This is a genomic window from Pseudomonas sp. YJ42 (assembly GCF_047225135.1).
In the GTDB taxonomy this organism is placed as follows: Bacteria; Pseudomonadota; Gammaproteobacteria; order Pseudomonadales; family Pseudomonadaceae; genus Stutzerimonas; species Stutzerimonas stutzeri_E.
Map to the genome: position 1 here is coordinate 1,409,805 of NZ_CP178378.1, position 25,009 is coordinate 1,434,813.

Genomic DNA, 25,009 nt, shown 5'->3' on the forward strand with positions numbered 1-25,009 from the left:
CGCTGGCCCCGCGCAGGGCAATCGGCACCGAATCGATTTTTGGAAAGGAGAAACACTCAATGAAGAACTGGTTCGCCGATATCAGCATGACCAGGAAGCTGGCGATCGGCTTCGGCTCGGTGTTGCTGCTCACCGCCGCGTTGGCCGTCTATGGCTGGCTCAGCCTCGGCAAAGTGACCCACCGCGGCGAGCTGATGGCCCAGATCGCTTCGCTGAACGAAGCATTGGCCGAGCTGAAGGTCGCACGCCTGCAGTACATGCTCGATAACGGCGACGTGAAGTCGTCCGAGGCCGTCGACGAGGCCATCGAGTGGTTCTCGACTCGGCTCGAGGAGATCTCTCCGAACTTTTCCAGCGCCGAAGATTTGGCGCTGCTGCGCAAGCAGGGTGAACTGATCCAGCAATACCGCACCTCGCTGCAACGGATGCGTGACGCCTATGCTGCCGGCGCCGCCGCCCGCGCGAACATGGGTCAGCAGGCAATGCTTGCCAGCAAGCCGATCGACGCCATGGGCAAGACGATTGAGCAGATGCCGGCGGACGCCGAAAACCGCTACGCAGGCCTCAAGGCGATCTCCGAGCTGCGCATGAACTGGCAGCTGGTGCGCTACCAAATGCGTGGTTACAACACGACGCCGACCGACCAGGTCGCGGCGCTGGTCGAACAGCAGATCGGGCAGGCTCGGCAATCCGCCGCGCGCCTCAAGACGCTACTCGGGGAGTCGTTCTCCACTCAGGTCGCCGTCACCGAGCAAGCCCTCGACGGCTATCTCGCCGCGCTCAAGGCGGTGGTCGCGCAGACCGAAGCGATCGCGACAGCGCGCCAGGCCATGACGAACCAGACCGCCGAAATAAGCCGTCTCAGCAAGGCCCTGACCCAAGCCCAGGATGCCAGACGTGCCGACGAGACCGCACAAGCCCGCATCACCCAGATGACGGTTGCCGGTCTGGCCCTGCTCATCGGCCTGCTGGCCGCCTGGCTGATCACTCGGCAGATCACCCAACCGCTGGCGGATACGCTGGTGGTGGTCAGGAAAATCGCCGCCGGCGATCTGACCGACCAACGCCGCATCGCGCGCCGGGACGAAATGGGCGCGCTGCAGCAAGGCGTGATGGGCATGGCGGCAACCTTGCGCGAACTCATCAGCGGGATCCGCGACAGCGTTACGCAAATGGCCAGCGCCGCTGAGCAATTGTCCACCATCACCGAGCAGACCAGCGTCGGCATGAACGGTCAAAAGATCGAGACCGATCAGGTGGCAACGGCGATGCACGAGATGTCTGCGACGGTGCAAGAAGTTGCACGCAACGCCGAGGAGGCCTCGCAAGCCGCCAGCGAAGCGGATCGCGAAGCACGCGCGGGCGATGCGGTGGTGGCCGAGGCGGTCACCCAGATCGAACGGCTGTCGCAGGAGATGCTGCGCTCCACCGAAGCCATGGCCAAACTGGAGTCCGAGAGCAACCGAATCGGCAGTGTCATGGACGTGATCAAGACGGTGGCCGAGCAAACCAATCTGCTGGCCCTCAATGCGGCGATCGAGGCGGCGCGTGCCGGTGAAGCGGGACGTGGTTTCGCGGTGGTCGCCGATGAGGTTCGCGGCCTGGCCCAGCGCACACAGAAGTCGACCGAAGAGATCGAGCTACTGGTTGCCGGTTTGCAACAGGGCACACAACAGGTGGCCGTCGCCATGCAGAACAGCCACAACCTGACCGAAAGCAGCGTCGAACTCACGCGCAAGGCCGGACTGGCGCTCAACGACATCACCGCCAAGGTCTCGAACATCCAGGCGATGAACCAGCAGATCGCCGCCGCTGCCGAGGAGCAAGGCGCCGTCGCTGAAGAGATCAGCCGCAGCGTGATCAACGTACGCGACATCTCCGAGCAGACCGCCACGGCCAGCGACGAGACCGCTGCCTCGAGTGTCGAACTGGCTCGTCTCGGCAACGAGTTGCAGGCGATGGTCAGCCGGTTCCGTGTGTAAACGCTACGTATCGCTGGGCAGGTCGACGCACGAACGCCGGAGCCTAAAAGCGCTGCGCACGGCAACGTTCACTGCCGCGTACAGCGCAGATGGGCATCCAGGCGTCGACCCCAGACAATTGGACAACGTAACGCCGCTCTATGGTGGGCGACCTACCCCGCCTCACCAGGAGCGCCCATGGCCAACCCACCGATCACCGTACTGCGCGATACCCAGCCCATGCCCGTCGTCGATGCCTGCAAATGGGAGCGAATCGAAGGCGAACCGCATACCGTCAATCTCAATGCCTACACCTCCGATGACGGCAGCAAAATCATGGGCACCTGGATCTGCACGCCGGGCAAATGGCGGGTGGAATACGTCAAATGGGAATACTGCCATTTCCAGGAAGGCTACTGCATCATCACGCCGGACGGCATGGAGCCCATCCACCTCAAAGCCGGCGACATCTTCGTAGTCGAGCCGGGCATGACAGGAACTTGGGAAGTCGTCGAGACCGTCCGCAAGTACTTCGTCTTCGCCTGACGGCCGCGGCATTGGCGAGCGTTCCCATGTGCGATATGGGAACGTCTCGGCTCCAGCCTTACTGCCTCCAAACCGTTGAATGGTAGAGGGACTCGCGTTTCACTACCGACGTTTCGCCGTTCTTCGCCGTCAGATCCCGAACATCAGCGCCCGATGTGCCGCGGCACCCGCCATCGCACCATCACCTACCGCCAAGGGCACCGATCCTGCCGCTCGTGCCGCGTCGCCGCATGCGAATACCCCCGGGATCGAGGTGGCCTGGGTAGGATCGGTTTTGATGAAGGGCCCCAGCGGGCCCTCCTGCATCGCGCAACCCAGTTGCTCGATCAACGCCGAAACGCGTATGCGCGGCGCGAGGAAGATGCCGTCGAACGGCAACCGGCGACCATCGGCCAACTCCACATTCATCGGTTCGCCCTCCTTCAGCCGGATCACCCGGGTTCGCTCCAGTGCGGCGCCTCGCGCTTCGAGCTGCGCCAGTTCTTCGGCGGAAGGCTCGAACACCTCGTTGAGCAGTAACGTCGTGCTGCCCCAGTCGGGCAGCATCAGGGCTTGGTGCATCGACAGCGACGAAGTCGCCAGCACGCCAATCCGGCCCTGGTCGAGCTCGTATCCGTGGCAATACGGGCAATGGAAAACCTGCTTGCCCCAACGCTCGGCCAGCCCCGGGATCGCAGGCAATTCATCGACGATGCCGTTGGCCAGGATCAACAGCCGTGCCCGGTGGTCGTTTCCGCGTGCATCGGTCAGACGAAAGCCCTGCTCGTCGCGCTCGACCCGCGTTACTTCGGCGTGTAGCCAATCGACGGTGTCGTAGTTCATCAGTTGGGCACGACCTTCGGCGGCAATTTCATCCGGGGGAGCGCCATCCTGAGTCAGAAAGCCATGGGACGCCGCAGCAAAACGGTTGCGCCGCAAACCTGCATCAATCACCAACACCCGCCGGCGGGCCCGCGCCAAGGGTAGTCCTGCCGATAACCCCGCATAGCTCCCGCCGATAATGATCACGTCATAGAACACAGCGCTCACCTCTTCGGCAATTTATGTATCTTTTAAAGTTACACTAATAATCGAACGAAAAGAAACTGCTTTCCATTGAGGCTTCAGATGAGCTTGATCAGTGGGGCTTATGCGTGGCAGGCATCGCCTGGCAGGTGCTGTAAAGCGCGTTGAACTCGTTCGACAGATCGGCCAGGGTCAGCGAGCCCAGCCTTTGCAACAGCAGGGCTTCAGCTTGTTGCAAGGCTTCTTCGAGTGCCGAATTGACCACCCGTTCGACCAGGCAATCTGGGTTGTCGCGATCCGCGCCGATGGCGAAGATGCGCGGTCCGCCAACAGCGTGATGAATGTCCAGCAGCGTCACCTGCTGCAAATCGACCGACAGGCTCCAGCCCCCGTTGTAGCCTTTGTCCGCACGCACGTAGCCGGCTTTGCGCAGGCCCGTCATGGTGCGGCGCACAACCGCCGCGTTGGTCCCGAGCATCTGCGCGATCTGCTCGGAGGTGACCGGGCGTTCGTCACGCGCCATGTGCAGCAGGACGTGAAGCATGCGGGAAAGACGGCTATCGGTTCTCATGGCGGGCTTTTCGAGTGGCGGCAAGGTCGGCTCGCACCATACCTCGCAACCGGTGCGAAGGCACGCGGCGGGTCGTTCGCGCTAGGGCAGATAGGGCTCGATGTTGCGCAACCCACGTTCGACGTAATCCGCCTTTTCTCCTACGGGTGCGACGTAATGCAACGCCTCGGCTGCAGCATCGAGCCCGACCAGGCGCGCAAGCGTCCAGGCGGCGAGGTAGATGGAGGCCAGGCAGCCCCCGGCGGTGGCCAGGTTGCCTCGCGCGAAGAAAGGCTGTTCGAGCACCTCGATACCGGTTTCTTCTACCCACGGCCGGGTCGTGAGATCGGTGCAGCCGGGAACGCCGTTCAGCAGCCCCAGTTTCGCCAGGATCAATGTGCCGGAGCACTGTGCGCCGATCAGCTGCCGTTCGCTATCGAGCCGCGCCAGAATCTGCATCGCGGTGGGGTCCCGGGCAATCTCACGGGTCTTGATACCGCTGCCAACCAGCACGGCATCGAATGATTCGATCTCATCCAGAGCGGCTTGGCGATGCAGCCGCACGCCGTTCATCGAGGTCACCGTTTCACTCGGCGAGGTCAGGGAGACGCGCCACTCCGACTGCCTGACACGATTCAGGATGCCCAGGGCAATGAGCGAATCCAGTTCATTGAAGCCGTCGAAAGTCAGAATGGCGATATGCATGGCAAAGCTCGGCGCTGGGCAGGTTGGATCATTCTCAGCGCGACGAGGATCGGCGAGTAGGCACAGTTATCCGTCGCGATACCGGTACAGGCCCGGAACGATACGGCTTCAACCAGCCGCCGTTCAGGACTGTTTGGCCAGCACCAGCACGAACCCCACCACGATCCCGGCCAGGGAGATCAACCAGCCGATCCGGTGCGCACGGTTCTTTTCGGCTTGGCGAACGGGATCTACGGGCTTCTTTTTTCTCACGGTTCCACTGCCTCTCGCTGAATAGGGCGCGTTCCGGGAGCGAACCGTCCCAAACGCAACGCGCGCCTTTGTAGGCCGTGAGCGCGGAATTGTCCAGCGAGCAGCCTGTCCTTCACCCTGGAAATACGTCTGGGCTGCTACCGCGAGACTACCCCAGCGGGCTTTCTCCCGGATTCGGTTCATTGCCGGGATCACCGCCCTCGTCCGGCTCGGCCGAATCACCCGACCCGGGTGCATCACCGTATTCATCGTAATCGGGTGGTGTCAGGCCATCCTTGAGTGGATCTTTCGGATCGGTCATGGCTGCACTCCTCTTCGCGATGAAAAGACCAGAACGACTTCCCCCTTTTTGATGCACGAGCCGCTTCATCGTTCGCCGTCGGCGAGCTAGCGCACGTCGGGTCGTATTTGACACAGACTTGCCGCTTGGGAATCCGTGTCGGACCGCAAGCGCGGTTGGCTCAAGGAGATCGCTTCGTGACTGTCCGAGCCGGAGGCCTTCCGGCTGCTTCGCCTGTCTTGGCGAAAGCCTTGATCACGTCGCGTACGACCTTACGCTGCTCATTTGGCAGTGCCAGGAAGGCGTCGATGGCCTCTCGGTCGTCATAGAAAGCCGGGTCTTCCCACTGCGCCCGCTGCTCACGGATCGCAGTCACCGCCCTGTCACCAAATCGCAAGGCCTGAGGCTCGACCTTCAACCACTGCGCGATGACCTGAAGCTTGTCCTGCGAGGGGATGGACTTTCCGCCGAGCCAGCGTGAAACAGCCTGAAAGGTCACCGACCGTCCCCAGTAACGCGAATTGAATTCGCGTTCCAGAACAGCAGGGCGATCAGGGTATCCCGCGGCAAGCATCGCAGTGCGCAGGCGTTCGGCAAATTCCATCTTCTCGTTCATGGAGTGGACGTTAAGTTCCAGCCCCATGCCCAATTGAACATGCTGTTGTACAGAAAACTGAATTCATGCTTTCATTTCTCAAGAATGCTGTGAAGGACGACGGCATGTCGTTCGATCACGGCAATACGCTTGGTATCCTGAGGCCGTGCACGATAGTTCGACGCATCAGGACACGGGGTAGCTGGGTAACGAATGAAGAAGCCTGACGCCAATGCGGTTCGGGCAGCACGAGGACAAGGAATGCCTACCCTTCATTATCTGAATTTCGAGGGCCACAACCTTTGCGTAGCGCATCGACCAGACGGCCTTGTGCTGCTGGACGGTACAGCGCTGGCACGTTTGCTCGGATACGTCGACGAACTCGGCGCTCTGCATTCACATTGCCGGGTCGAGGGTTTCATCTTCGGCAACCAGCCTCGTCCAACGATCTGGATCGATATACACAACACCTACTGCCTGGTAACTCACAGCGAATCGTCGGTAGCCGAGCGCCTTGGCCATTGGATCAGCCATTGGTTGCTACCGCGCTTCAGCGACCAACGCTCGCAGCCCCATGTTCGAAAGGCCGTTATCGGTGAGCAGCCCCTACGGGTGCTGAACTGGCGGGACGAGTGCTGGATTTCGCTTCACGGAGCGATACGGCTACTCCGCATCGCTGACCAGAACGTGGTCAAAGCACTCGCGGACTTACGCAACTTTCGCTAATGCCAACAACAAATGCGCAGCTCAATGCCGACCCCTAATTGCCCCTGAGCGGTTGCCAGGGAGCGATAGCGCAGCGTCTCGGCCCGCCTGTTCATCGACCGCCAAACATCCCCACCCAGTAGATTCCCGCATCGCTCTGCGGGTCCACCGCGTAGGCGCCGCCCAGCTCGCTGAATTCCGGGTTCATTACATTGGCACAATGCCCCGGGCTTGCCAGCCAGCCCTCGACGATCTGCCGGGGACGGTCGAGCGCCGCGGCGATGTTCTGCCCGACCGGCGAACCGGGATAACCCGCCAGCTCGGCGCGGTCGCCCGGGGTGCGACCTTCAGGGTCGAGATGGCCAAAAAAATTGCCATTGGCCATGGCGCGGCTGTGGGTTTCGGCGAGGCTGGCGAGCGTCGCGTTCCAGCTCAAGGGCGGTGCGGCGGCAAAAGCCTTGCCAGCGCACTGATGAGCGGTTCCGCGGACGCGGTTGACCTCTTCGAGCAACCGCTGCCCTTCGCTCTGGGAATCCTTCAGATGGCCGCCGATCAGCGGGCGCGCCAGCACGATGCGCCAGTCGCGTCCGGCACGGCTGACGCCGACATCGGCGTACTGCGGATCGAGCACCACGCGACAGAAACTTTCACGCAATGCCTGCATGGCCGACGCGGCGTCGCGCGGGCCGGAAAGGCTAATGGCCTGCACACTGACCATAGGGTAACCAGCACGGGCCAACGCGCCCTGCAGATCACCGGAGCCGGTCGCCGGCAGCACCAGGCGCGAGTCGGACTGAAGCGGTGTCAGCTCTTCGCTGGCGCGGTTGTCGCAGCGCTGTACCTCACTGCGATAGGCATTGATCGAGTCGATCAGCTGCGCCTCCCCTCCCACATCGGCGGCGACCACAACGCGACCGCCACCGAGCAGTGCCATCAGAAACAAGGAAGACGAAAGCAGGCGCACGAAATATCTCCAGCAACAGTTGGCGGGACGCTGAAGATGCACCCAGCACGCCCCGAAAGTCGAGCCGGTGCGGCAAAACGCTACCTACCGCGGCCCACTTGCCGTATGGCGAGGACTCCAACTTATAATAGTTCTTATTTGCACCGGAGCCTTTCCATTGGCAACTTGCTCAGCTCAGCGGCTTCTGGCTATCGAGGACGACCCGATCCTGGGGGCGCACTTGAAAACATCGCTGGAAAACCGTGGATTCGACGTAACACTCGCTGGCGACGGTTCTACCGGCCTGGCACTGGCTCGCGATTCGACCTACGACCTGATCCTGCTGGATGTCATGCTGCCGGAACTCAGCGGTATGGAGCTATTAACCCAGCTGCGGAAGCAACGCCGCACACCGGTGCTGATGATGTCCGCGCTGGGCAACGAGGCGCACCGCATCCAGGGCTTCGACAGCGGCGCCGACGACTACCTGCCCAAGCCCTTCAGCGTCGAGGAATTACAGGTTCGCATCTCCGCCATCCTGCGCCGCGTGGCCTATGAGCGCAGTGCACCATCGGCGGTGAATCATGAATCGATACGCTTCGACGATCAGCGCTGCGATCTGCGCTACGAGGGGCGCTGGGTTGGCCTGACCGCCACTGAATACCGGCTGATGAAGGTGCTGCATGACACTGCCGGCGAGGTGCTGAGCAAGCCGTTTCTCTACCAGCAGGCGCTGCGCCGCGGTTATTCGCAACATGATCGCAGCCTGGACATGCACATCAGCAACATCCGCCGCAAACTGGCGCGCGAACAGGTGCTGAATTTGCGCCTGGAATCGGTATGGGGCAAGGGCTACGTGCTGGACCTGCAGGTCGGTTGATGCCCAATCGTCATTCACTGTTCTGGCGCCTGGTGGTGCTGGTCGCGGGCTTCTGCCTGGCAATGATCTGGGCCGGCGGCTACGTCGGTCATCATATCGACCGGACCAGTTCCTATCTGTCGCAGGAAGCCCACAGGGTACTCGCCGGCTATGCCGACGAGGCCCAGGCTGCCTTGCAAACCGGGCCGCAGGCACTGGCCCGATGGCTCGCGGACATGCGCCAGCGAGAGCCGGGCTGGCTGGTCGTGGTCGACGAACAGCTGCAAGCCCTCGGCGGCCAAACCCTGACCGCCGCGGAGCGGCAGGGGCTCACGTTCGTGCGGCACTACGAGTGGCCAATGAGCCGCCGCTATGACGGCCTGCCGCTGATTTCCATCCCGATCGCTGATAGCGGCGCACGGCTGGTGATGCGTCTACCGGAACGCTTTCGCCCGTGGCGCCACTATGCGCTGCTCAGGGCCGGCGCGGTGTATCTGCCCCCGATACTGCTGTCCGTGCTGTTCTGCTGGTTGCTCTATCGCCTGTTGGTTTCGCCGCTCGATAGCTTGCGCCGGCAGGCCAATGCGCTACGCGGCAACCGCCTCGACTCGCTGCTGCCGCCCTCCATTGCCCGGCGCAACGATGAACTCGGCGAACTGGGCCACTCGCTGGAATACCTCACCCAGCGCCTGCGCGATTCGATCAACCAGCAACAACAACTGCTACGCGACCTGTCCCATGAATTGCGCACCCCGCTCAGCCGCCTGCGCGTGGCCTGCGAGAGCGAGCTCAGCGCGGAGGAAATGCGCAGCCGAACCGACCGCGAGATCACCCGTATGCAGCAGCTGGTCGATAGCACCCTGGAGTTCGCCTGGCTGGACAGTGAACAGCCCCGCTTTGAATGCGAGCCGGTGGACGTCGCAGCCCTGTGGGACGTGATCAGCGAGAACGCCTGCTTCGAAGCCGGCTGGCCGCGCGAGCGCATCCGGGCGCAGGTTCCGGAAGATTGCCAGGTGCTCGGCAACCTCAACGCGCTGGCGCAGGCCATGGAGAACATTCTGCGCAATGCCGTTCGCTACTCTCCCGCTCAGGGAACGGTGTGCCTGTCCGTCGATCGCGACGGGAACCACTGGAGGCTGCGCATCGAAGATCAGGGCCCGGGCGTGCCAACGGATCGGTTGTCGGTGATCTTCCTGCCATTCGCGCGACTCAGTGCCGCCCGTCCCGGCGGCGATGGTTTCGGCCTGGGCCTGGCGATCGCCCGTGGCATGGTGCTGATGCAAGGCGGCTCGATCTGGGCCGAAAACGGCGATACCGGCCTGATAATGACCATTCGCTTGCGAAGTGTATAGATTGTAAATGCGCTTTACTCTCAAATGAGAATACTTAGCATTGCCAGCAACATTGCGGCGCTCGATGTGCACGCTGGCATGTGGCGAGCTTTTAGCCGCGGACTATGTAGGTTTCTCAGGGAGACGGCAGTAAATGGTGATCTTGAATCGGCATCGGCTGGCTTGCGCAATCGCTGTAGCAACATGGATGAGCACTCCGGTCAGTGCCGAAGAGCCGGTCGAACTATCGAACGTCGTCGTGACCGCGTCAGGCTTCCAGCAACAGATCAAGGAGGCGCCCGCCTCCATCTCCGTCGTTACGCGGGAAGAGCTGGAAAAGAAGTCCTACCGCGATGTGACCGATGCCCTACGGGACATCCCCGGCGTCGTGATCACCGGCGGCGCCAGTTCCAGCGACATCAGCATTCGCGGCATGGCGTCCAAGTACACCTTGATCCTCATCGACGGCAAACGCATGGAGTCGCGTGCGACGCGCCCCAACAGCGACGGCCCGGGCATCGAGCAGGGCTGGACGCCTCCCCTGGAAGCCATCGAGCGCATCGAGGTCGTGCGCGGCCCGATGTCGTCCCTGTATGGCTCCGACGCCATGGGGGGAGTGATCAATATCATCACGCGCAAGGTGGCGGACACTTGGCATGGTGGCGTACGAACCGAAAAGACCTTCCAGGACCGCTCAGACTCCGGTGATTACCACAGCCTCAACGGATACCTGTCAGGTCCTCTGGTCGATGGTCTGCTAGGGCTACAGGTCTATGGGCAGGCGTCTCGCCGAGACGAGGACGACATCCCTAGCGGGTTCAACGAGCAGAAGACCAACAGTGGAACGGCGAAACTGTCTTTCACGCCCAACGCGGCTAACGACATCGTTCTGGAAGCGGGAAAGACCGAGCAGGAACGCAACGCCAAGATGGGCCGCTCCGGCACGGGTAACAGTGATTCGCTATCGGATTACGACCGTACTCATTATTCCATCAGCCATACCGGGCGCTGGGATTCGGGCCAGTCGGAAAGCTATGTGCAGCAGGAGCGTATCGAGAACCCAGGCCGCGAGATGGAGCTGGAGAACAGCGTCTTCAATACGCAGACCTCGCTCTTTCTGGGCGATCACATCGCCACGCTCGGCGGCCAGTACAAGTACGAGGATCTCTCGGACAAGGGCAACCAGCTGGCAGGTGCCGAAGACCTGACCCAACTGACACGCTGGTCCTGGGCGCTCTTCGCCGAGGACGAGTGGAGCCTGACCGACAGCTTCGCGCTGACCACCGGCCTGCGCATGGATCGTGATGAAAACTACGGCACTCATTGGTCTCCGCGCATCTATGGCGTGTGGCAAGCCGCGGAGCAATGGACGGTGAAAGGTGGCGTATCCAGTGGTTATCGCTCGCCTGACATTCGCGCCGCGGTGGATAACTGGGGGCAGATCACCGGCGGCGGCCGAGGCGATCCAGCAGTGATCGTGGGCAACTCCTCTCTCAAGCCAGAGGAAAGCCTGAGCCAGGAAATCGGGGTGTTATGGGACAGCCTGAACGGCCTGTCGGCCGGTGTGACGCTGTTCAACACGGACTTCAAGGATAAGATCACCGAGCTTCGTCGCTGCACGGATACCACCGGCAATGCGTCGGGCCAATGTGTCGTCAACGGCGCGGCGTACCGCTTCATCAGCGACCGAGTCAATGTCGATGAAGCTCGCATGCGCGGTGTCGAGGCAACGTTTGACTGGGACATCACCGAAACCGTTTCGCTGGGCGCCAACTACACCTATACCGAATCGGAGCAGCGCAGTGGCGACTTTCGTGGCGAGCCCCTTAATCAGATGCCCAAGCACATGTTCAACACCACGTTGGACTGGCAAACCAGCGACCGCCTCGGCACTTGGGCTCGGCTCAATTACCGCAGCGAAACATCTGAATACCTGTCGCGTACCAGCATGGCCGAAAGCACCCCTTCATACACTTTGGTTGACCTTGGCGGCACCTATGACGTGAACCGCAACGTCAAGCTGCTGGCGGGTGTTTACAACATTTTCAACGAGCAGATCGACTACAACAGCTACGAAACGGTGCTAGACGGGCGTCGATACACGGTCGGGATGAGCGCCTCTTTTTGATGCGATGAACGAGACGCCCATTACCAGGAGCGTCTCGATGGTCGACATGGGACCTGCGTCGCCAATCTTGAGCTTGGCCCCGAGCGTATCGGCGTAGGTCTACTCACCGCTCAACACAGACTCAATGCCCAGCCAGCTAACGCAGCAACGGCTGGGTATTTTCCGTATGGATTCGTTCGGTTCCGGAGCTCGTCGTGACCCGTTCCACATCGCAACCGGGTGGTAACTGGCGAGACATCGCCACGCGTACCGCCCTCGCCATCCTCGGTGGCTATACCTTCACCTACGCCGCGACCGCCGCCCTCGCGCGGCTGCTGCCACTGGACCGGATCGATGCACTGACTGCCGCCTCGCTGCTGTCGTTCGTGATCTATCTGGTATTCATTCTGTGGACGTTTTCCGCCGCCTCGGTGCGACGCGTGCTGATCGTTTTGTGCCTAGCCATACCCATGGCGGGCGTCGGCTTCTGGCCACAACTGCTGGAGGTCCTGCGATGAAACGCAGCCTGACACAATCCATGGCGTGGCTGCACACCTGGTGCGGACTGCTGCTCGGTTGGGTGCTGTTCGCCATTTTTCTCACCGGCACCCTGGCGGTGTTCGACAAGGAGATCAACTGGTGGATGCAGCCGGAGCTGACCGATCGGGCACAATCACCGGCGGCCGCCGCCAACGTCGCGCAGCGTTGGTTGACGGCGCACCACGGCGACGAGTCGAACTGGAACATCAACCTGCCGACCGAGCGCTCGCCGAATCTCGGCGTATCCGTCGGCGAGCGGCGCCGGGGCGGTGGTGGCACTCAGCTGGATCCGCTGACTGGCGAGACCATCCACGCGCGTGAAACCATCGGCGGCAACTTTTTCTTCCATTTCCACTACACCTTGCATATGCCGCGGCTGCTCGGAATCTGGGTGGTCGGGTTCGCAGCCATGGCAATGCTGGTGGCGCTGATCAGTGGAATCGTCATTCACAAGAAAATCTTCAAGGAGTTCTTTACCTTCCGCCCCGCCAAAGGCCAACGCTCCTGGCTCGACGGCCATAACGCCAGCGCCGTCCTGCTGCTGCCGTTCCACCTGATGATCGTCTATACCGGCCTGGTGATTTTCTTCCTGATCTACATGCCAGCAGCGGTAGACGCCCTCTATGACGGCGATCGTCAAGCCTACTTCCGCGAGGCGCAGCCAGCCCGTGCTGCCGAGCAAGGTCGAGGTGAGCAACAGAACACGCGTGAGCAGCAAGCGAGGCGTGTCGAAGGTCGCAGCGACAACCCAGCCTCCGCGCCGGCAGCCCCTCTACTGGCGTTGGGTGAAATCGTCAGCCGTGCCGAGGCGCACTACGGCAAGGGTATGATCGGTGCGCTGGCGGTGAGCAACCCAGGCCGCGCCAACGCCCTGGTCACGGCGCGTCCCGTGCTGGGTAATCGCATCGAGCTGACCAAGGGTGAAGGCATGGTCTTCAATGGTGTCACCGGCGAGCTGATCCAGGCACCAGAACCTTCTCGCCCCAGTCTACTGACCCAGCGGGTGATGGCCGGCCTGCACTTCGCCCAGTTCGGTGGCTACCCAATGCGCTGGCTGTACTTCGTCTGCGGCCTGATCAGCTGCGCGATGATCGGTACGGGACTGGTGCTCTATACCGTCAAACAACGCAAGCAGCCCAAGGCCAACGCGCACTTCCTGAGGATGGTCGAGAGCTTAAACGTAGCGATCGTCGCCGGGCTTTCGCTGGCCTGCGTTGCGCTGCTGTGGGGTAATCGCTTGCTGCCGTCGGAACTGGCTGGTCGGCAAGACTGGGAGCTGCGGCTTTTCTTCGGCGTCTGGGCTTTGAGCTGGTTACACGGCTGGGTCCGCAAGCCGCTGCGCGCCTGGCGCGAGCAGCTGTTCGTTGCCGCCGGATTGTCGATCGGACTGCCACTACTGGACTTGATGACTGCGAGCCCGGCGCTGGATCCCATGCGTCTATCGCTTGTCGCCAGCGTGTCGGTGATAGGGCTGACGCTCGCCTGGACAGCCTGGCGAATCCCGAACGCCGTTGCCGCCAGAAAGGCGCGTTCCACCCCACTCAACCACCCCGCTCCAGGAGCCTCGTCATGAACGGCTCAGCTTTGTTTGCCAGCCTCCTCTTGGCCTATGGCGGCATGCTGGGTTTCTGCCTCGGTATGGAACGGCACTGGAAGCAGCTGGTCAGCTCGCGAGCGCCCGCCCGGCTGCGCCGCCTCGGCACCCCGCTCGGCAGTCTGCTGCTCGGGTTGGCGGTCTACACGGCTGGCGACGTCTGGCCCGGCGGCATGGCGCTGGTTGGCTGGTTTGGCCTGATCTCGCTTGCCGGCTTCGCCCTGCTCATGCTGATTCCTTACGCGCCGCGCCTGGTTGTCAGATTGCCCGTGGTAGGTGTTCTGCTGTGGATAGTCGTCGCCTGGGTGTGATGTAGGCACGATGGTTGGAGCAGGCAGCGGACTGATCCGGCCATAGCTTAACGGTCACTGCTCGAACCGGCGCGGCCCGGGACCGAAAGGACACCACGTCAAATCTGGCCACCGGGAGGCCTGCACGGAGCTGACCGAATGACGCGTGCCTCTGCCCAACCGGAACGCGTCCGTGAAGCTGCTCGGAGTAGTGCCGGCGACGAGCTGCTTCCCCGATATAACGCATAGCGTCTCGGCCGGTTCGGCACAGAAAAGCGAGAATTAGCGAGCCTGGTGTCGGCTGTTCGCTCAGGGGTAATCAAGCCGCTCGCAAGACGGTATCCCCACATCGCAGCGGTATGATCGAGCGCAGATGAAGCTGACCGTTGTGCCACTTCCGTTTCACAGCGTAAAAAGCGGCACGGTCTGAAGAAGATCCGAGCTCGCCGTAGCGGCAAGGATCTTCAGGGCACCGCTTACCAGTTGTAGCTAACCTTTGCACTGATTTCACGGCCGGGGTTGTAGTAGTCCGCAGTGGCCGAGCCGACCACATGCTGCTCGTCCAGCAGATTACTGACGTTGACCGCTAGGTCGGTGCCTTTGGCGATCCGGTAGTTGAAAGCGGCATCAAAGAGCGTAGCCGCGTCGCTCTCAGAGGTGTTTTCAGCGTCGAAGTAATAGGCGCTGGTGTAACGGGCACCCAGACCAACGCTCATCTCCGTGCCCGGCAAGGTGTAGTAGCCCCAGAGTGACGCCGTATGATTCGGCGCGACGGTGAACTCGTTTCCTTCGATGGACGTGCCACTACGGAGCGTTCCGCGCACTACTTCAGATTCCATGTACGAATAGCCACCAATCAGGCTCAGGTTGGCGGTCAGCTCCGTCTTGGCTTCCAGATCAAGGCCACGTACACGTGATTCGCCCACGGTTTCGCGCTCGATGGTGCCGTTGGGCTGCACGATAGCGATGGTCACGTCTTCCTGATTGAGGTCGTAGATGGCTGCTGAATATAGCGAACTCGTGCCAGCAGGCGCGTACTTCACGCCGACTTCGTACTGCTTGCCGTGCTCTGGATTGACACCCACATCAGGCGGCGCGACAGATTCCACCATGCTGACGTAGGTGGAGATTTCATCGGTGACCTTGTAGGTCAGCGAGCCGCGAAGGGAGGTTTCCGAGAAGTCAGACGTGGCGGAGGCTCCAGAGATGCCCGTTTCAGACAGATCCAGGCGATCGTTGCGCACACCTGCAGTCACGATGAACCGGTCGATGGAAAAGTTCTGCTGCACGAAAGCTGATTTAGTCTTGAAGTCCCGGTCATAGCGAGCGTAGACATTCAGACTGGTCGGTGCGCCGCTGTACACCGGATTGGCAAGGTCGATCGAAGTGGCGTCGCCGTAGAAAGAAGATTCTTCAGTCGATGCATCACGGTACTCGACGCCCACCAATGTGCTGCTGTCGATGCGCTCGAAGCGGGCATCGTATTGCAGCATCACGTTGCCTATAAATTCCTGGGCTTCGCTATCGGTGCCGAAGTAGTCGCGGTCCACCACCGTGCCCGTCCGGGCGGCGGAATCGGTGATGTAGACGTAGCCGAAGCTGTCGGTCAGCTCGCTGTAACGCAGGTTACTGCGCAGGGTGAAGCCGTTGTCGAAATCATGGGTCACGGTACCAGTCACGCTGGTGCGCTCGACATCGTGGAAGTTGAAGCTGGGCTCGCCGAAGAAGTCGCTGCGGTCGTATTCGTCATCAAGCGGGTAGCCACCGCTGTTTGGCGTGCTGTCACGGTTGAGGTAGTCAAGGATGACGGTGGCCGAGGTGAATGCTGTCGGCTCCCACGTCAGGCCACCCATCAAGAACTCGTCATCGTCCTTGGAGTTATCGTATTCGCGCTCACTGTCCTGAAACTTGCCGGTGAGGCGGTATGCCAAGGTTTGGTCGGTGTTCAGAGCATCGCCAACATCAATGCCGGCTTCCTTATGATCAAAGGAGCCGTAGGTCACGAAACCTTGGCCGAAACTCTCGAACCGGGGTTGCTTGCTCACGAAGTTCACCGAGCCACCTGGATCTGCCGGGCCGAACAGTGTGGAGTTCGCACCGCGCAGCACTTCAACGCGCTCGTAGGCGAAAGGCTCTTCGCGAACGCCCCGCATCGAGCCCAAGGTCAGCCCGTCACGGTAAGTGGTGGCATCGAAGCCACGGATTTTGAAGTAATCGTTACGATCATCGGTGCCGTAAAAATCGGTGATGACGCCAGGAGTGTATTGCAGAACCTCTTCGGTGGTACTGGCGCTGCGTTGCTCGATTTCCTTTTCTGTAACCACTGAAACCGAGGCCGGTGTATCGAGGATACTGGTTGCGACCTTGCCGCCTACCCAAAGCTCCCTGGCAACTACCGAGTTCGCATCATCGTCGGGGGCAGCCTGGGCATTAACGATGATGGGCGCAAGACGATACGGTTCATCGACACTCCTGCCGCTCGACTCTTGCGCATTGGCGCTCAAAGGCGCAGCAACCAGCGGCGCGCAGCACAAGAGCGCGGTGGTGGTACGTCGCCAAGGTGTCTGTGCTTGATCAAGCCGGGCCTTACTACCAGTCATACTTGGGCTCCTTAAGTGTGGGAGGCGTGTCAGCGCGCCTTGTAATTTTTGTGCGAGGATGTTGTGCGTTTCGCGGCGAGATAATAATCAATCGCGAATAAGAAACGTAATCATTTTACAAAACTCATCACCTGCTAATGTTCTTCGGGCTTTGCTTTAGCCGCCCGAGCGCTCCAATGCCCATTCAGGTGCAGGTAAACAGGAGCGGTGCTCTCTCGGCCTCGGCCAAACCCCAGCGAAGGATCAACCCGACGCACTCGCCCAGCGGCCGTCCCAAATGGTCCGTAAGTCTTTACAATGCGCGCCTTCGATCTGCATCCGGTCCGCGCCCATGTCCTTGCCCCAACACCATCTCGAACTGCTCTCCCCTGCTCGGGACACCGTTATTGCACGCGAGGCCATCCTGCATGGCGCCGATGCGGTGTACATCGGCGGGCCGAGTTTCGGGGCGCGGCACAACGCCGAGAACAGCGTGGCGGACATCGCTGAGCTGGTGACATTCGCGCATCTGTTCCATGCGCGGGTGTTCGTCACCATCAACACCATCCTGCATGACGATGAGCTGGAAGCCGCGCGCACACTGATCTGGGAGCTCTACGAGATCGGTGTCGATGCGCTGATCGTGCAGGACATGGGCGTGATGGAAATGGACATCCCGCCCATCGAAATCCACGCCAGCACCCAGACTGATATCCGCACCCTGGAGCGCGCCAAGTTCCTCTCCAAGGCCGGCTTCTCGCAGTTGGTATTGGCCCGCGAGCTGAACCTGCAGGAGATTCGCGCGATTGCCGATGAGGTGGATTCAGCCATCGAGTTCTTCATCCACGGCGCGCTATGCGTGGCGTTTTCCGGGCAATGCAACATTTCCCATGCCCAGACCGGGCGTAGCGCCAACCGTGGCGATTGCTCCCAGGCGTGCCGTCTGCCGTACACGTTGAAGGACGACCAGGGCCGCGTCGTCGCATTCGATAAGCACCTGTTGTCGATGAAGGACAACAACCAGAGCGCCAACCTGCGCGCGCTGGTCGATGCCGGTGTGCGTTCATTCAAGATCGAGGGGCGCTACAAGGATGTGAGCTACGTGAAGAACATCACTGCTTACTACCGGCAGCGCCTCGACGAAATCCTCGAAGACCGCCCTGATTTGGCCCGCGCCTCCAGCGGCCGCACCGATCACTTCTTCGTGCCGGACCCGGACAAGACTTTCCACCGCGGCAGCACCGACTACTTCGTGACCGATCGCAAGATCGACATCGGCGCCTTCGACTCGCCGACCTTCACCGGCCTCGCCGTGGGCGAAGTGCTCAAGGTGGGCAAGCACGACCTCACCGTGCAGACCCGCGAGCCGCTATCCAACGGTGACGGCCTGAACGTGCTGGTCAAACGCGAGGTGGTGGGCTTTCGCGCCAGCGTGGTCGAGCCGCTGGGGCAGTTCGAAGAAGACGGCCAGCAGCTCCTGCAGTACCGGGTCGAGCCCAACGAGATGCCCGCTGCGCTGCGCCAGTTACGGCCGAATCATCCGCTAAACCGCAACCTGGATCACAACTGGCAGAACGCCCTGCTCAAGACCTCCGCCGAGCGCCGTATCGGCGTGCGCTGGCTGGCCAAACTGCGCGCCGATGAGCTCGAACTGCATGTCACCAGCGAAGAAGGCGCTTATGTCAGCGTCTCACTGGCCGGCCCGTTCGGCGAAGCGAAGAAGCCCGAGCAGGTGCCCGGTCAGATTGCCGATCTGCTGAGCCAGCTCGGTACCACGATCTACCACGCCGAAGAGGTGGACGTGGACGCGCCGCAGGCGTTCTTCATCCCTAACTCGCAGCTCAAGGCCCTGCGCCGCGAAACTATAGAGGCGCTGACCGAAGCCCGCGAATCGATTCGCCCGCTGGGCAGCCGCAAGGCCATCAGCGTGCCACCGCCGGTCTACCCGGAAGCGCACCTGTCATTTCTCTATAACGTTTACAACGAGAAAGCCCGCGCCTTCTACCACCGCTACGGCGTGCAGCTGATCGATGCGGCCTACGAGGCCCACAAGGAAACCGGTGAAGTCCCGGTGATGATCACCAAGCACTGCCTGCGCTTCTCGTTCAACCTCTGCCCGAAGCAGGCCAAGGGCGTGACCGGCGTGCGCACCAAAGTCGCGCCGATGCAGCTGGTGCACGGCGACGAGGTGCTGACCTTGAAATTCGACTGCAAGCCCTGCGAGATGCACGTGATCGGCAAGATCAAGGGCAACATTCTCAATCTCCCGCAGCCGGGCAGCGCCAGCGGCGTTGTCGGGCATATCACGCCGGACGACCTGAAAAAGACCATTCGCAGCAAGCCGCACGCCTGAAGCTCGAAAGGCACCGCCATGACTTTAATCGCGACATGGGCGGAAATTCGTTCGCTCTATCGGGAGTGCCACCCCAGCGTGTTCAAGGCAAGCTTCGTGCGGGGTGGGCTTCGCATGGTCTGGCCGTCCTGGGGACTGACGCTGGCTGTCGGCGTATTGCTGGTCAGCACCTGGTTCAATGGCCAATCGCCGCTGCAAGGGCTGGCTGCACTGGCGGGCACGACGCTGGCCCTGTTTGGCATGGTGCTGGCCCGCGAGCGCTATTGTGCCTGGCACTTCCGAGATATTTATGCGCGCGAAACGCTGCATCGTTACAGCTTCCTGCGACGAGAGGAGCTGCTCCGCTATGCGCTATTCAGGGACGCCCTACTCGCCCGTGGACTTGGTGCCGCGGATATCGACGAACTGGCACGCATCGCCGAGCTTGCCGGCCAACCGGCGCAGGAACGTTGGATCTCCCAGAACTTGGTGATCGTCATGCTCGTTTCGGCGATCGTCAGCCTGTCGACCGACGTCATCAAACTCACTGATACCTGGATCGCCGGCAAAGGCGTCGTCTTCGTGTTCGCCTTGGCACTGGTCACATATCTGATTTGCTCAGTGCTGGATGGCCTCCGCAGCAACCAGCACCGCGACCGCGTGATCCAACGCCATCTGGAGCGGGCGGCCTTGGACATAGCGCGCCACCCCGAGGCCATGAAAGGCCACACGTGATCTGTTCGGCCTTGTGAGTACCTGCCTGCGTCCGGTACGTTTCAGCTGTCCGCCGTATCTTGCGGACCCAGAACAATAACCGGGCCGCTGCGCCCGCCTTGCAAGGAACAACCATGAGATCTCTGATGGCGGCCGGCGTCTTGCTGGCCAGCGGCGTGAGTTTCGCCGCACCCTCTTCCTCAGTACTCGATCAAGTCCAACAGCGCGGTACGCTGAAGGTCTGCACGACCGGCGACTACAAGCCCTACACCTTCCTGCGCGACGACAAGCAGTACGAGGGGATCGACATCGCCCTGGCCGAATCGCTGGCCAAGTCGCTCGGCGTGACGGTCCAGTGGGTGCCGACGACCTGGAAGACACTGATGCCGGACTTCCTGGCTCAGTGCGACATGGCCGTCGGCGGCGTCTCCATTTCGCTGGAGCGGCAGAAAAAAGCGTTCTTCAGCGACCCGATCGCGGTGGACGGCAAGATTCCCTTCGTCCGCTGCGACGAGGTCGAGAAGTACCAGACCATCGAACAGCTCAACCGGCCTTCGGTCCGTCTGATCGAGCCACCGGGCGGCACCAACGAGGCCTTCGTCCATCGCGAATTACCCAAGGCACAGCTGGAGCTGTTCCACGACAACACGGTGATATTCCAATCCGTCGCCGATAACAAGGCCGACGTGATGATCACCGACTCGTCCGAGGCGCAGTACCAACAACGCAACTACCCTACGCTGTGCGCGGTGAACCCCGACAAGCCGCTGCAATACAGCGAGAAGGCGTTTTTGCTACCGCGTGGCGACGTGGCGTTCAAGGCCTATGTTGACCAATGGCTGCACCTGACCAAGGCGACCGGCGAGTACAAGCGCATCGCCGATAGCTGGCTGGCCAAGCCCGGCGAATGACGCGCCGGGATGAGCCGCACGTTTAGAAGGTCACGCTGGCGCTCAAACGTGCGGTTCTTGGCTCGCCGACGTTGACCTGCAACTGGCTGCCGGTGCTCGACGGGTAGTAGTGCTTGTCGAACAAGTTGTCTACGTTGAGCTGCAGCCGGACCTTCTGACCGAGCAGCGGGTACTCCCAACGCAGGAAAGCATCGGCCACCGTGTAACTGCTCATCCAGTAGTCGTTGGCGTTGTTGCCGGCGCGCTCGCCCACGTAACGCGCGCCGCCGCCGGCATGCCACTGGCCGAGACCGCTCGGCACACGCAGGTGGTGCGTCAGGTACAGGCTGGCGGTGTGTTCCGGCGCCTGAGTCAGGCGGTTGCCCTCGTCTTCGGGGTCGTCAAGGATTTCGGTCCGGGTGTACGCGTAGGTACCGATCAAGTCCCAGCGCTCGGCGAGGCGCCCGGTAATGTCCAGTTCCAGGCCGCGCGAGCCGACGGTACCCGCCGCATCGCTGACCGTCACGCCCCCGACCGTAGTGCTGGTCACCACGTTGTCCTTCTTGATATCGAACAACGCCAGGTTGGCGCTCAGGCCGGACGCAACCTCGTACTTGGCGCCGATCTCAACACTGCGGCCCTGCTCCGGATCGAAAGTATTGCCGGCATCGTCCATGCTCGTGTTGGGTACGAATGAGCGGCTGTAGCTGCCATACAGCGACAGCGCGTCGTTAACCTCATACACCAGCCCGGCAAATGGCACGGAGGTGTGATCACGCTTATCCAGATTCACCTTGTGATTCGCCCCAACCCCCTGCGCGGCGTGCTGCTCGTAGGTCTGATAACGCCCGCCCAGTACCAGAATCCAGCGCTCATCGAGGTGCCAGTTGTCCTTGACGTAGAAGGATGTCGATTGCAGCTCGCTGCGCTGATTGCTTTGCGCGGCGCTGACCACGCTCGGTGGGGCCAGATCACCTTGCACTGGTTCATAGATATCAATGGCGCGGCGGGTGGCGTTGGGATTGCGGTAGGTCTTGCCGCGATATTGGTCGGAGAGTTCATTGTCGACACCGACCAGCAGGTCGTGACGCTGGCCTAACAGCTCGGCCCTGCCAATGAAATCCCAGCTGGCGTAGCGGGTTTCATAGTCATAGTGGGCGCCGTTGGCGGCGCGGGTCAGCTGTCCCGAGGCTGACAAGGAGATCGGCTGGGCGATGGATAGCCCGTAGCGGTCGTTGTTCCAGCCGTAGATCAGCCGCGTCTTCCAGCTGTCGTTCAGTTCGTATTCGAAACGCGCCATCGCGGTCTCGCTGATACCCACCGCTTTCGCCCAGGTTTCATCCAGACGCTTGTCGTAGTCGACATCCGCTGGGTGCCCATCGACGAACACCGTGCCGCGATCGAAGGGGCTGGAGTAGTCGTTGTATTCATAGGCCAGGGTCAGGCTGGCACGCTCACCGACCCAACTCAGCGAGGGCGCGACCAGGCTGTGTTCATCAACACCGTAATTGCGCCAGTAATCCTCGTGTTGTCGCTCGGCGATCAGCCGATAGGCGAAGCCGCTATCACCCAGCGGGCCGGTGGTATCGATAGAGACGCTGCCGCCATCCTCGCTGTACAGCGAGCCGCCCAGCGTAGTGCTTTGGCTGTAGCGAGGCTGTTTGCTGATCACATTGATCAACCCGCCCGGATCGAGCGCGCCATAAAGCAGCGAAGCTGGGCCCTTGAGCACCTCAACGCGCTCGGTGGTGGCGCTGAAGTTGCGCGACAGGCTGGAGCGGATACCGTCGCGTAGAAACGAGCCATCGGCGTTGGTGCCGAAACCGCGCTTGATGAACGCATCCTTGGTGTTGCCCAGGGTATTGCTCTGGCTTACCCCACTGACGAACTTCATCGCATCGTCCAGCGATCGCACAGCGAAGTCGTCGATGACTTGCGGCGTCACCACGTTAACCGTTTGCGCCTCCTCACGGATCGGCACACTCCCCTTGCTCGCACTGCTGACTTGCCGCGCCCCGTAGCCCAGGTCCGATTCGACAGGCGCGCCGACGATTTGAACTTCGGGCAATACTGTTGTCTGCTGTTCAGCGCCGATGGCGAGTTCCAGCGGGCTGAGGGAAAAGGACAGTAGCAGGCAGCGCGAAATGTGCGCGCCGGTGTGGCGCGGAAGCGGAGAATGCACGGACAAACCCTGTTGGCGATGAGAAGGATTCGCAATTTACCACCACCAAACGCACACGGCTCGCATTCGAGAATAATTCTTATAAAGAGCCTGAGTGGGAGCCGGACGTGATCTCAATCTCGACATCGTCGGATGGCACGCCTGCCTGGTCCCGCCGGCAAACCAAGGACTGAACATGCTTAACGGATCAGCTCGCTGGATCATCACCCTGTCACTGGTCGCTGCGCTCGCAGGCTGCGCGACGCCGACCCCGGAGCCTGGATCCGTCCCCAGTCCCGCGCCACCATCGCCTGCGGGCGAGCAAATCGGCTCGGGAAAGGCGTCGTACTACGGCAGTCAGCACCACAACAAGCTCACAGCCAGCGGCGAGCGCTTCGACCAGGGTGCGCTGACGGCCGCCCACCGTACCCTGCCGTTCGGAACCAAAGTCCGGGTGGTCAACGCCCGCAATGGTAAGAGCGTCGTGGTGCGCATCAATGACCGCGGCCCCTATGTCCGCGGACGCGTCATCGACCTCTCCAAAGCGGCATTCCAGCGCATCGCCAGCACCCGCGCCGGGGTGATCCGAGTTCGACTCGAACGGGCTGACTGAGCAGAGCGACCATGGCGGAGGCAAGCTGAACGACCGCTTGCCGCTGGCCGCGGACGAGCTGCATCAAGAACCCGGAGGCAGCGCCGATAGAGCTGGCACACCAACTCACCTTTCGGTGCCACATGTTCAACGGCCATCTCAAAAAACAACTCGAAGAACAATCCGCGGAGCTGCTGCAGCTACGTCAGCTGCGCGAGCAGATGGAGGCCACCAAGCTCACCATCACGCTCGATCGCGATTTCCGCATGATGGCCATGAACCAGCGCTTCGCGCAGACCCTCGGCTACCCCGTGAGTCAGCTGCAGGGCCGGGTCATGACCGACATCGTGCCGGCTTATGTGAGGAACCTGTCCTGTTTCAAGAGTTTCACCAGCGCCGTGTCCCGGATGGAACCCATCAGCGACAACTATCGTTTCCTGGGCGGCAACGGCAACCTCGTCTGGCTGCACATCGAGTGGTATCCGATCCGCGACGCGAAGGGTGGGCTGCAGCACATGAGCGGCTTCGCCCGCGAAGTGACGCGAGAGCTGCAGCTGGCCAAGGAGAACGAAGCCTTCATCAAGGCCCTGCTACGCTCGACCGCGGTCATTCAGTTCAACTTGGACGGCACAATCGTGACCGCGAACGAGCAATTCCTGAAGGGCACCGGCTATTCGCTCCAGCAGATCGTCGGCAAGCACCACCGCATGTTCTGCACCCAGGAAGAGGCCTCGTCCACGCAGTACAGGGCGTTCTGGGAAACCCTCAATCGCGGCGAGTTCGTCGCCGACCGCTTCAAGCGTATCGACAGCCATGGGCGCGACCTCTGGCTGGAAGCGACCTACAACCCGGTATTCGATGCCGAGGGCAAGCTTTGCAAGGTGGTCAAGTTCGCCAGCGTGGTAACTGATCAGGTGGCGCGTGAGGAAGAAGTGCGTGAGGCGGCCAGTATCGCCTATGACGTCTCCCGGCAGACCGACACCCGTGCCGAACGCGGTGCTGTCGTGGTCAAGGACACAGTAGCGACCATGCAGCGCATCGCGGCGGAGGTGGAATCGGCCACCCAGGGTATCGAAGCCCTGGGCCAGCAATCGTTGCTGATCAGTTCGATCGTCCAGACCATCGGCGGCATCGCCGCGCAGACCAACCTGCTCGCGCTCAATGCGGCCATCGAAGCGGCACGCGCCGGCGAACAGGGCCGGGGCTTCGCGGTCGTGGCCGACGAAGTTCGCCAGCTGGCGGGCCGGACCAGCGCAGCCACCGAAGAGATCGTCGCCGTGGTGCAGAAGAACCAGACCCTGGTCGACGACGCCGTGCGGGAGATGGCCAACAGCCGGGAACAGGCGGCCGAAGGGCTGTCACTGGCCAACCAGGCCGGTGCCGTGATCGTCGAGATCCAGGACGGCGCCAAACAGGTCGTCAGCGCGGTCGGTCGCTTCGCCAACGAACTGAACTGACGCCACCCGCACCCCAAGCCG

General features: G+C 61.7%; 23 protein-coding genes. 14 read left to right on the top strand and 9 right to left on the bottom strand.

Annotation, left to right across the window (positions count from 1 at the left end):
* Positions 1–59 precede the first annotated feature (59 nt).
* Together ACL0K2_RS06215 and ACL0K2_RS06220 are read left to right on the top strand one after the other, a co-directional pair.
* A complete protein-coding gene (locus ACL0K2_RS06215; protein WP_045163006.1) occupies positions 60–1,982 on the top strand; it encodes a methyl-accepting chemotaxis protein in 1,923 nt (640 codons plus the stop codon).
* A gap of 177 nt (positions 1,983–2,159) precedes the next feature.
* Positions 2,160–2,507 carry a cupin domain-containing protein gene (locus ACL0K2_RS06220; protein ID WP_045163007.1) on the top strand — a complete coding sequence of 116 codons (348 nt, stop codon included), beginning with the start codon at positions 2,160–2,162 and terminating at the stop codon, positions 2,505–2,507.
* Between the two features lie 129 nt (positions 2,508–2,636).
* Here ACL0K2_RS06220 and ACL0K2_RS06225 read toward each other — a convergent pair whose 3' ends face one another.
* The 6 genes from ACL0K2_RS06225 to ACL0K2_RS06250 all read right to left on the bottom strand — a co-directional run bounded on the left by ACL0K2_RS06225 (position 2,637) and on the right by ACL0K2_RS06250 (position 5,915).
* Complete coding sequence (locus tag ACL0K2_RS06225; protein ID WP_045163008.1) at positions 2,637–3,527, bottom strand: NAD(P)/FAD-dependent oxidoreductase; 891 nt, start codon at positions 3,525–3,527, stop codon at positions 2,637–2,639.
* Between the two features lie 97 nt (positions 3,528–3,624).
* A complete protein-coding gene (locus ACL0K2_RS06230; protein ID WP_045163009.1) occupies positions 3,625–4,083 on the bottom strand; it encodes an Rrf2 family transcriptional regulator in 459 nt (152 codons plus the stop codon).
* Between the two features lie 81 nt (positions 4,084–4,164).
* On the bottom strand, positions 4,165–4,767 hold the full coding sequence (locus ACL0K2_RS06235) for a DJ-1/PfpI family protein (protein ID WP_413044038.1): 603 nt from the start codon (positions 4,765–4,767) through the stop codon (positions 4,165–4,167).
* 123 nt (positions 4,768–4,890) lie between these two features.
* Positions 4,891–5,019 (bottom strand): hypothetical protein, encoded by a 129-nt coding sequence (locus ACL0K2_RS06240; RefSeq protein WP_268988826.1) that lies wholly within the window; start codon positions 5,017–5,019, stop codon positions 4,891–4,893.
* A 148-nt stretch (positions 5,020–5,167) separates the two neighbouring features.
* Positions 5,168–5,320: a hypothetical protein gene (locus tag ACL0K2_RS06245; protein ID WP_196298680.1), complete on the bottom strand. Its 153-nt coding sequence runs from the start codon at positions 5,318–5,320 to the stop codon at positions 5,168–5,170.
* 160 nt (positions 5,321–5,480) lie between these two features.
* On the bottom strand, positions 5,481–5,915 hold the full coding sequence (locus ACL0K2_RS06250; protein WP_045163010.1) for a transcriptional regulator: 435 nt from the start codon (positions 5,913–5,915) through the stop codon (positions 5,481–5,483).
* A 240-nt stretch (positions 5,916–6,155) separates the two neighbouring features.
* Between ACL0K2_RS06250 and ACL0K2_RS06255 the strand changes: the two genes are divergently transcribed.
* Positions 6,156–6,620 (top strand): hypothetical protein, encoded by a 465-nt coding sequence (locus ACL0K2_RS06255; protein WP_045163011.1) that lies wholly within the window; start codon positions 6,156–6,158, stop codon positions 6,618–6,620.
* A 91-nt stretch (positions 6,621–6,711) separates the two neighbouring features.
* Here the strand turns inward: ACL0K2_RS06255 and ACL0K2_RS06260 are convergent, their stop codons facing one another.
* Positions 6,712–7,563 (bottom strand): CAP domain-containing protein, encoded by an 852-nt coding sequence (locus tag ACL0K2_RS06260; RefSeq protein WP_413044039.1) that lies wholly within the window; start codon positions 7,561–7,563, stop codon positions 6,712–6,714.
* Between the two features lie 157 nt (positions 7,564–7,720).
* Between ACL0K2_RS06260 and ACL0K2_RS06265 the strand changes: the two genes are divergently transcribed.
* The 6 genes from ACL0K2_RS06265 (at position 7,721) to ACL0K2_RS06290 (ending at position 14,284) form a co-directional block, all read left to right on the top strand.
* Positions 7,721–8,422, top strand: a complete 702-nt coding sequence (locus ACL0K2_RS06265) for a response regulator transcription factor (protein ID WP_045163013.1) — start codon at positions 7,721–7,723, stop codon at positions 8,420–8,422.
* Complete coding sequence (locus tag ACL0K2_RS06270) at positions 8,422–9,753, top strand: histidine kinase sensor domain-containing protein (RefSeq protein WP_413044040.1); 1,332 nt, start codon at positions 8,422–8,424, stop codon at positions 9,751–9,753. Before ACL0K2_RS06265 ends, ACL0K2_RS06270 begins: the two co-directional genes overlap by 1 nt.
* Before the next feature lie 133 nt (positions 9,754–9,886).
* On the top strand, positions 9,887–11,860 hold the full coding sequence (locus ACL0K2_RS06275; RefSeq protein ID WP_413044041.1) for a ligand-gated channel protein: 1,974 nt from the start codon (positions 9,887–9,889) through the stop codon (positions 11,858–11,860).
* Between the two features lie 194 nt (positions 11,861–12,054).
* Positions 12,055–12,357 (top strand): hypothetical protein, encoded by a 303-nt coding sequence (locus tag ACL0K2_RS06280; RefSeq protein ID WP_045163016.1) that lies wholly within the window; start codon positions 12,055–12,057, stop codon positions 12,355–12,357.
* Positions 12,354–13,952, top strand: coding sequence for a PepSY-associated TM helix domain-containing protein (locus ACL0K2_RS06285; RefSeq protein ID WP_413044042.1), 1,599 nt, complete (start codon positions 12,354–12,356; stop codon positions 13,950–13,952). Before ACL0K2_RS06280 ends, ACL0K2_RS06285 begins: the two co-directional genes overlap by 4 nt.
* Positions 13,949–14,284, top strand: a complete 336-nt coding sequence (locus tag ACL0K2_RS06290) for a DUF3325 domain-containing protein (RefSeq protein WP_413044043.1) — start codon at positions 13,949–13,951, stop codon at positions 14,282–14,284. Before ACL0K2_RS06285 ends, ACL0K2_RS06290 begins: the two co-directional genes overlap by 4 nt.
* Before the next feature lie 455 nt (positions 14,285–14,739).
* Here ACL0K2_RS06290 and ACL0K2_RS06295 read toward each other — a convergent pair whose 3' ends face one another.
* Positions 14,740–16,767, bottom strand: a complete 2,028-nt coding sequence (locus tag ACL0K2_RS06295) for a TonB-dependent siderophore receptor (RefSeq protein ID WP_413044044.1) — start codon at positions 16,765–16,767, stop codon at positions 14,740–14,742.
* A gap of 427 nt (positions 16,768–17,194) precedes the next feature.
* Between ACL0K2_RS06295 and ACL0K2_RS06300 the strand changes: the two genes are divergently transcribed.
* The 3 genes from ACL0K2_RS06300 (at position 17,195) to ACL0K2_RS06310 (ending at position 20,799) form a co-directional block, all read left to right on the top strand.
* A complete protein-coding gene (locus ACL0K2_RS06300) occupies positions 17,195–19,195 on the top strand; it encodes a peptidase U32 family protein (protein ID WP_413044045.1) in 2,001 nt (666 codons plus the stop codon).
* An 18-nt stretch (positions 19,196–19,213) separates the two neighbouring features.
* Positions 19,214–19,909, top strand: a complete 696-nt coding sequence (locus ACL0K2_RS06305; protein ID WP_413044046.1) for a hypothetical protein — start codon at positions 19,214–19,216, stop codon at positions 19,907–19,909.
* 113 nt (positions 19,910–20,022) lie between these two features.
* Positions 20,023–20,799, top strand: coding sequence for a transporter substrate-binding domain-containing protein (locus ACL0K2_RS06310; RefSeq protein WP_413044047.1), 777 nt, complete (start codon positions 20,023–20,025; stop codon positions 20,797–20,799).
* A 22-nt stretch (positions 20,800–20,821) separates the two neighbouring features.
* Here the strand turns inward: ACL0K2_RS06310 and ACL0K2_RS06315 are convergent, their stop codons facing one another.
* Complete coding sequence (locus ACL0K2_RS06315) at positions 20,822–22,966, bottom strand: TonB-dependent siderophore receptor (protein WP_413044048.1); 2,145 nt, start codon at positions 22,964–22,966, stop codon at positions 20,822–20,824.
* Between the two features lie 169 nt (positions 22,967–23,135).
* Between ACL0K2_RS06315 and ACL0K2_RS06320 the strand changes: the two genes are divergently transcribed.
* Together ACL0K2_RS06320 and ACL0K2_RS06325 are read left to right on the top strand one after the other, a co-directional pair.
* Complete coding sequence (locus ACL0K2_RS06320) at positions 23,136–23,552, top strand: septal ring lytic transglycosylase RlpA family protein (protein WP_413044049.1); 417 nt, start codon at positions 23,136–23,138, stop codon at positions 23,550–23,552.
* Positions 23,553–23,674: 122 nt separating this feature from the next.
* Positions 23,675–24,988 (top strand): methyl-accepting chemotaxis protein, encoded by a 1,314-nt coding sequence (locus tag ACL0K2_RS06325; RefSeq protein WP_413044050.1) that lies wholly within the window; start codon positions 23,675–23,677, stop codon positions 24,986–24,988.
* Positions 24,989–25,009: the final 21 nt, after the last annotated feature.

Excerpts from the sequence above, each read along its gene's own strand:
- ACL0K2_RS06310 (WP_413044047.1), top strand. The coding sequence starts at position 20,023 with ATGAGATCTCTGATGGCGGCCGGCGTCTTGCTGGCCAGCGGCGTGAGT.
- ACL0K2_RS06235 (WP_413044038.1), bottom strand. The coding sequence starts at position 4,767 with ATGCATATCGCCATTCTGACTTTCGACGGCTTCAATGAACTGGATTCG.
- ACL0K2_RS06290 (WP_413044043.1), top strand. The coding sequence starts at position 13,949 with ATGAACGGCTCAGCTTTGTTTGCCAGCCTCCTCTTGGCCTATGGCGGC.
- ACL0K2_RS06220 (WP_045163007.1), top strand. The coding sequence starts at position 2,160 with ATGGCCAACCCACCGATCACCGTACTGCGCGATACCCAGCCCATGCCC.
- ACL0K2_RS06255 (WP_045163011.1), top strand. The coding sequence starts at position 6,156 with ATGCCTACCCTTCATTATCTGAATTTCGAGGGCCACAACCTTTGCGTA.
- ACL0K2_RS06275 (WP_413044041.1), top strand. The coding sequence starts at position 9,887 with ATGGTGATCTTGAATCGGCATCGGCTGGCTTGCGCAATCGCTGTAGCA.
- ACL0K2_RS06305 (WP_413044046.1), top strand. The coding sequence starts at position 19,214 with ATGACTTTAATCGCGACATGGGCGGAAATTCGTTCGCTCTATCGGGAG.
- ACL0K2_RS06325 (WP_413044050.1), top strand. The coding sequence starts at position 23,675 with ATGTTCAACGGCCATCTCAAAAAACAACTCGAAGAACAATCCGCGGAG.
- ACL0K2_RS06245 (WP_196298680.1), bottom strand. The coding sequence starts at position 5,320 with ATGACCGATCCGAAAGATCCACTCAAGGATGGCCTGACACCACCCGAT.
- ACL0K2_RS06300 (WP_413044045.1), top strand. The coding sequence starts at position 17,195 with ATGTCCTTGCCCCAACACCATCTCGAACTGCTCTCCCCTGCTCGGGAC.
- ACL0K2_RS06215 (WP_045163006.1), top strand. The coding sequence starts at position 60 with ATGAAGAACTGGTTCGCCGATATCAGCATGACCAGGAAGCTGGCGATC.
- ACL0K2_RS06270 (WP_413044040.1), top strand. The coding sequence starts at position 8,422 with ATGCCCAATCGTCATTCACTGTTCTGGCGCCTGGTGGTGCTGGTCGCG.
- ACL0K2_RS06320 (WP_413044049.1), top strand. The coding sequence starts at position 23,136 with ATGCTTAACGGATCAGCTCGCTGGATCATCACCCTGTCACTGGTCGCT.
- ACL0K2_RS06285 (WP_413044042.1), top strand. The coding sequence starts at position 12,354 with ATGAAACGCAGCCTGACACAATCCATGGCGTGGCTGCACACCTGGTGC.
- ACL0K2_RS06230 (WP_045163009.1), bottom strand. The coding sequence starts at position 4,083 with ATGAGAACCGATAGCCGTCTTTCCCGCATGCTTCACGTCCTGCTGCAC.
- ACL0K2_RS06250 (WP_045163010.1), bottom strand. The coding sequence starts at position 5,915 with ATGAACGAGAAGATGGAATTTGCCGAACGCCTGCGCACTGCGATGCTT.